The organism is Cellvibrio sp. (genome assembly GCF_039207905.1).
Lineage (GTDB): Bacteria > Pseudomonadota > Gammaproteobacteria > Pseudomonadales > Cellvibrionaceae > Cellvibrio.
In genome coordinates this window covers 1-5,345 of the sequence record NZ_JBCECX010000072.1, presented here as the reverse complement: position 1 = coordinate 5,345, position 5,345 = coordinate 1, and the positions used below count along the sequence as shown (strand labels likewise).

The 5,345-nt window shown below is 48.9% G+C and carries 5 protein-coding genes; all 5 read left to right on the top strand.

What is annotated here, in order from left to right:
- Positions 1 to 50: 50 nt before the first annotated feature.
- The 5 genes from phoU (at position 51) to AAGC78_RS21625 (ending at position 5,249) form a co-directional block, all read left to right on the top strand.
- The gene (gene phoU, locus AAGC78_RS21645) at positions 51 to 770 is read left to right on the top strand and encodes a phosphate signaling complex protein PhoU (RefSeq protein ID WP_435786186.1); all 720 of its coding nucleotides are present in this window, start codon (positions 51 to 53) and stop codon (positions 768 to 770) included.
- Positions 771 to 1,009: 239 nt separating this feature from the next.
- Complete coding sequence (locus AAGC78_RS21640) at positions 1,010 to 1,720, top strand: FadR/GntR family transcriptional regulator (RefSeq protein WP_435786185.1); 711 nt, start codon at positions 1,010 to 1,012, stop codon at positions 1,718 to 1,720.
- An 86-nt stretch (positions 1,721 to 1,806) separates the two neighbouring features.
- Positions 1,807 to 2,592, top strand: coding sequence for an SDR family NAD(P)-dependent oxidoreductase (locus AAGC78_RS21635; RefSeq protein WP_435786184.1), 786 nt, complete (start codon positions 1,807 to 1,809; stop codon positions 2,590 to 2,592).
- Positions 2,593 to 2,693: 101 nt separating this feature from the next.
- Positions 2,694 to 4,265, top strand: coding sequence for a sodium:solute symporter family transporter (locus tag AAGC78_RS21630; RefSeq protein ID WP_435786183.1), 1,572 nt, complete (start codon positions 2,694 to 2,696; stop codon positions 4,263 to 4,265).
- Positions 4,266 to 4,367: 102 nt separating this feature from the next.
- Positions 4,368 to 5,249 (top strand): SMP-30/gluconolactonase/LRE family protein, encoded by an 882-nt coding sequence (locus AAGC78_RS21625; protein WP_435786182.1) that lies wholly within the window; start codon positions 4,368 to 4,370, stop codon positions 5,247 to 5,249.
- The last annotated feature ends 96 nt before the right edge of the window (positions 5,250 to 5,345 follow it).

Sequence of the window (5,345 nt, the reverse complement as noted above, 5' to 3'; positions counted from 1 at the left end):
GAAGATTACATCACCGGCCGTTACGGTTAATGCGGAGGCGCATCATGGTTATGGATATTACGAGTCACACTCTTCATATCTCGCAACAATACAATATCGAGCTTGAAACCATTCGCACGCATTTGTCGGAAATGGGCGGCATGGCGCAGCGTCAGGTCAATGATGCAATTCAATCGTTGATCGATGCAGACATTGAACGTGCAGAGCAAGTTGTGCGCGCAGACCTGAAAGTCAATTCAATGGAGATGACGATTGATGAAGAGTGCACCCGCATTCTTGCCCGTCGTCAACCAGCGGCCAGCGATTTGCGTTTGGTGATCGCAGTAACTAAAGCGATTACCGATTTGGAGCGCATTGGCGATGAGGCGAGCAAGATTGCCCGCCAAGCTATCGCAATGAACAAAGATGGGCTCGCACCGCGCGGTTACATCGAAGTGCGCCATATCGGCGGCCATGTGTCGCGTATGTTGCAGGACGCCCTGGATGCGTTTGCGCGTCTGGATATGGACTTGGCATTGACCGTGGTGCAAACCGATAAACAGGTCGATATGGAATACAGCACCGCGATGCGTGAGCTGGTGACCTTTATGATTGAAGATCCGCGAAGCATCACCCGCGTATTGAATATCATGTGGTCATTGCGTGCACTGGAGCGTATCGGTGACCACGCGCGCAACCTTGCCCAATACGTTATCTACCTTGTGAATGGTGAAGATGTTCGCCACTCCAACCTGGAAGAGATTGCCGAAAACATTCAGGCGAAGGAATAAGCGGCTCGCTATCCTCGCCAATGTAGGCAATTTGGAGCGACGCGCATTTTTTGCGTGACTAAAGCAACATCCTCTTGTTAAATAACCCGCGCTTGGCAACAGGCGCGGGTTCTTGTTTTGGGGTCATCACAATTAGCGGTATCCGTACTCTCTCCCAGGGCTTTTAATAGATAGTTCAACGACGAAGAAAGCCTTGTCGGATACCAGATAAATATATAATATAAATAGGCTAAATAACTATGCTGGATACAGGGCGTAATCTCACTCACCAGTTAACCCATCAATTGGGTGCGGCAATCGTACAAGGTCAGTATGCGATCGATAAATCCTTCCCGACTGAGGCGGAATTATCGCAACAATTTAATATCAGCCGCAGCGTTACCCGCGAAGCGGTAAAAATGCTGACCGCCAAGGGGCTGATTGCATCGCGCCCGCGGCAGGGTATCCGGGTGATGCCGAGCAGCCATTGGAATATGTTCGATGCCGATGTACTTGGCTGGACTCTCAACGCGCGCCCATCACTGGAACTGCTGCGTGAGTTCACCCAGTTGCGTATGGCGATTGAACCGGAAGCAGCGGTACTCGCTGCTGAAAATAATCAGGACAGTGCAAAAATAAAGGCAATCGGCGATGCCTTGGCACGGATGAAGCGCGCGGATGAAGGTCATGATGATCCACTCGCGGCCGACATTGAATTCCACTGTGCCATTCTGGCCGCCGGTAACAACCGCTTCTTTTTCCAGTTGCGCGAGTTTATCCAGGTCGCCTTGCGCGTGAGTATCGCCAGCACCAACCAATTAAAAGGTGTGCTCACTGCAGATTACGAAGATCACAAGCGAATTTATGATGCTATTTGCGCTGGCGACCACGAAAGCGCAAGCAAAGCGGTAAAAAATCTGCTGCAAGAAGTTCTGCAGTTGATAAATGTATCTCTGGTAAAACCTAAATAGCCTATGCAGGTCATACACAACTGCCTATGCTCATATAAGGTGCCGGGTCGGTAGCGACCGGTGCGAGACTCCAGAGAGAAATCGACATGTTTAACTACTCAGCCCATAAAGGATATACCCCTTACCCCAGCTTGAAGGGACGTAGTGTATTTATCACTGGCGGCGCCACCGGTATAGGTGCGGCGCTGGTGGAAGCCTTTGCCTCCCAGGGCGCAAAGGTGGCCTTTGTAGATATTGATGAACAAGGTGCGCTCGCGCTCTGCGATGAATTGGTGGGTAAAGGGCATGCGCGCCCCTGGTTTGCACTTTGCGATGTAAGCGATATAAGCGCATTGCAACGTAGCATTGCCGATGCACAGCAAGCGCAAGGTGATATTCAGGTATTGGTTAACAATGCCGCGAATGACCAGCGGGTCGATACGCGCAGCATCACCGAGGCCGATTGGCATCGCGGTTTGGCGATCAACTTGCATCCGGCGTTTTTTGCCGCGCAAGCGGTACAGCCGATGATGGCCGCACAAGGTGGTGGCTCGATTATTAATATCAGCTCGATCAATGTGCAGTTCGGGCCACCGCGCCTGGCAAGTTATATCACTGCCAAGGCCGGGATTTTAGGTATTTCCAAAGCGCTGGCAACGGATTACGGCGTGGATAATATTCGTGTGAATTCTATTTTGCCCGGTTGGGTGGCAACACCTAAACAACTGGAAAAATGGTTGAGCGCGGAAGAAGAAGAGGAGCTGATGAAACGTGTGTGTCTCAAAAAACGTTTGGGTGCGCACGATGTAGCCAATCTCGCATTATTTTTGGCTGCAGATGATTCTGCCATGATCACCTCACAGGAATTTGTAGTCGATGGGGGGAGGATCTAATGGCGATGACCTAACGGTTGGGGCAATTTCTAACAATTAGTTACCGATGTTGTATTCCAACTATAAAAACAAAAAATTAATAAAGCTGTAGGAGAACGTTGGTGATTAATAGCCTCAATTGGTTTGACCTGTCTATTCTGGCGTTGTATGCCGGTGTCCTGATTTTCATTGCCTATTATGTGTCCCGCGAAAAAGCGGGGCACGAAAAAACCGCCGAAGATTATTTCCTCGCGAGTAAATCCTTGCCTTGGTGGGCGGTGGGTACGTCGCTTATCGCCGCGAATATTTCTGCTGAGCAAATCGTTGGTATGTCTGGTGCGGGTTACGCAGCGGGTATCGCGATTGCATCTTACGAATGGATGTCGGCGATTACACTTTTTATTGTGGGTAAATACTTCCTGCCGATTTTTATGGCGAAGGGCATTTACACCATGCCGCAATTTTTGGAAAACCGTTATGACCGCCGTGTGCGTATCGTCATGTCGATTTTCTGGCTGACGCTCTATGTGTTGGTAAACCTCACCTCTATTTTGTATCTCGGCGCACTGGCGATTGAAGCGGTGACCGGTGTAGATATGGTTTACGCCATGATCGGCCTCGCGGTGTTTTCATTCACCTATTCTATTTACGGCGGTATGAAAGCCGTTGCGTTTACCGACGTATTCCAGGTTACCTTGTTGGTGTTGGGCGGTTTGTTGATTACCTATTTGGGCTTGGAAAAAATTGGTGGCGATCAAGGTATCGTTCACGGTTTTAAAACGCTGCTTGATACTGTTCCGGAAAAATTCGACCTCATTCTCGATCCAAGCAATCCGCAATACCAAAACCTGCCGGGCATTTCAGTATTGATCGGCGGTATGTGGGTAATGAATATGTCTTACTGGGGCTTCAACCAATACATTACCCAGCGCACCTTGGCCGCAAAAAGTTTGCAAGAAGCGCAAAAAGGTATCGCCCTTGCTGCTTATTTGAAAGTGTTGATGCCAATCATCGTGGTATTGCCCGGTGTTGCGGCAGCGAGTTTGATTCCAGGTTTGTCGCCGTCAGATCGCGCTTATCCTGAAATGATGAAGTTGCTTCCGCACGGATTATTGGGAATTGTGTTCGCCAGTTTGGTTGCTGCAATTTGTGCGTCACTCAGCTCCAAAGTGAATAGTATTTCTACCTTGTTCACCATGGATATTTACAAACTGATTATCAAGCCGGACGCTTCTGAATCTCACTTGGTAAATGTAGGGCGTACCGCTGCAACTATTTCATTAATCATTGCATTGGTTGTTGCAAAACCATTGATCGGAAAGTCAGATCAGGCATTCCAATTTATTCAGGATTTCACCGCTTACTTCACCCCTGGTATCGTGTTGATGTTCCTGTTCGGTTTCTTCTGGAAAAAAGCCACTGCGACCTCTGCATTGGTTGCCGGTATTTCTTCGATCCTGTTGTCTATCGCGTTTAAAGAATTCTATCCAAGCTTGCCGTTTATGGATCGTGTTGGTTTGGTATTCTTAATTTGCGCGGCTCTGGCAATTATCGTGACCTACGCAGCAGGTGGTAAGGATCAGGAAAATGCCATCGACCTTAAAGGCATCAATTTCAAAACCGAACCTGTGTACAACATTGCTTGTGCGGGCGTAGTGGTAGTGCTTATCGCTTTCTACAGTATCTGGTGGTAATCTCGCGGCCACTGAAGCCGGTTAGAGAAACGCTCCTTTCCAGGGGCGTTTTTTTTGCCCATAAAAAAATACTCTGTAATCCAACACAAAGAGTTAATGATCATGGCCACCTTTGAACTTATCGATACCGTACCCTGCGCAAACTTATTGGGTGAAGGCGTGCAGTGGAATCATCAGGATGAATGTTTTTGGTGGACGGACATCCTCTCCGCAAAACTTTACCGCTATCGCCTCAGCGATAAACAATTAAGCACTTGGGATATGCCCGAGCGCTTGTGTTGTTTTGCGTTTGCCAAAAATGATGCGCGCATTCTGGCGGCATTTGAATCGGGCTTCGCCTGGTTTGATGTCACAACCGGCGCGCTTGAATGGATCGCAAAACCGGAAGAGGGTATTGCAGGAAATCGCTCCAACGATGGTCGCTGTGATCGTCAGGGACGTTTTTGGATGGGCACTACGGTTGAACAAAAAAACACACCCGAGCAAAGTGCAGCACTCTATTGTTTGGATCAACAATTTGCGGTGAGCAAACATTTCAGCGGCTTGATGATTTCCAACGCACTTTGCTGGAGCCCGGATTCACGCAAGCTGTATCACGCCGATTCACCGAGCCACAGCATTCGCGTTTATGATTTTGATGCAGAGACTGGCGAATTATCTAATCCGGAAATTTTTGCCCACACTGAAATTGGTGTGGAGCCCGATGGTGCTTGTGTCGATGCCGAAGGCTTTGTGTGGAATGCCCAATGGGGTGGCAGCCGCGTAGTGCGCTATTCGCCAAGCGGACATAAAAATCTGGTGCTCGACATGCCAGTCTCGCAAGCGACCTGCGTGGCATTTGGCGGTAAAGATTTTAATTTACTGGCGGTGACCAGCGCGCGCATCGGTTTGAGTGATGAGGCAATGGCCCAACAACCGCAAGCGGGTAATTTATTTATTTTTAAAACAGAGTTTACCGGTTTGCCTGAATCCCGATTTGGCTGATGTTTGGTTCGGCGAAGATCGTTTTTGTTAAACCAGATTCATCACTTGCAGCAACCACATTCCGAGCGTGACCGTCAAAAGCGACCAGAGTGTGGT